At 41.8% G+C, this 1,223-nt stretch carries 1 protein-coding gene; it reads right to left on the reverse strand.

Features of this window, described 5'->3' with window-relative positions; all coding sequences use genetic code 11:
- Nucleotides 1-11: 11 nt before the first annotated feature.
- On the reverse strand, nucleotides 12-1,223 hold a 1,212-nt coding region (locus FPZ49_RS35205; protein WP_144855396.1), incomplete at its 5' end, for an IS1182 family transposase.

Consider the following 1,223-nt stretch of genomic DNA (forward strand, 5'->3'; position numbering starts at 1 on the left):
TAACTTCCCCCTTATACCGCTCTTATCATACGTTTTATGTTTAAAGCCAATGCGGAAAAAAGGCAATGTTCGGTGGCGTTCCGAATGCCCTTCTTGTAGGTCTGTGTGAGGTTATGACATCTTTTCATGGTTCCAAAGCTACCTTCACACCACACCCGCCTTGCTTCTTGAATTCTCTTGTATATGCTTGTTTTGGAACGTGCTACATTTCGTTCTTTTGCTTCTTGAAATAATGGGCGTTGAATCGTCTTCCGTGTACCTGTCTTACCGAAGCAGGTCGAACGTACTGGACATACTTTACAATCTTTGCTATGTGAGGTGTAAACCTTTGTGTAAGTCTGCTTTCTCGTGCTCCAACTAATATGCGAAAAATGGAGTGATCTCCCTTCCGGACACTTATATGCATCATGCTTTTTGTTGTAAATAAATCCTAATTTTTGCATGTGCGCTTCGTCAGAATCTATAGGTGTTATGTACCCTTCAATCTCAAGTTTTTCAAGAGCATGGTGAACCGCAGAGCGATCGTAACCTTTGTCTGCTCCAACCTTTTGAATTTGTAGACGAAACTTGTCTTTTTGCTCTCTTAAGCGAGCTGTAAATGGTTCGTGGTCATTCATATTTGCTGGAGTAACATGTACGTCTGTAATAATTCCATGGTTCACGTCAATAGTGGTATGAGCCAGGTAGTAAAAGCCTTTCGGTTTATTCTCTCTGTTTAACAGCCCTGCCTCACGGTCGGTTTTACTCTGTGTTACCTCTTTCTCTGGAAGTTTCTCTTTCCGTTTTCTCCCACGTTTTTTCTTATTCGGATCATCCTCATGATCACTTTCGATTCGACGAGCTTCTTGCTCTAGTTCTTCGAAATATTCTGATGGTTTCTTCTCAACAACTATCTTTTCTGTTTTGTAAGTCGAAGCGTTCGCCTTAATGTGAGTGGAATCAACAACGACAACTTCTCCCGTCACGATGCCTTTCGCTATACACTCCGAAACAATGTGATCGAAGATCTCTTGGAATACTTCACTGTCTTTAAATCTTCTGCGACGGTTCTGACTTAACGTGGAGTGGTCAGGCACAGCTTCACCCAGATCTAAACCTAGAAACCAACGATAAGCTAAATTTACAGTGATTTCTTGCTCTAATTTTCTTTCTGAAGGGATTCCGAACAAGTATCCAATGAGTAACATCTTCATGAGTAGAACCGGGTCAATTGATCTCCGCCC

The sequence above is a fragment of the Paenibacillus cremeus genome (assembly GCF_007786445.1).
Lineage (GTDB): Bacteria > Bacillota > Bacilli > Paenibacillales > NBRC-103111 > Paenibacillus_G > Paenibacillus_G cremeus.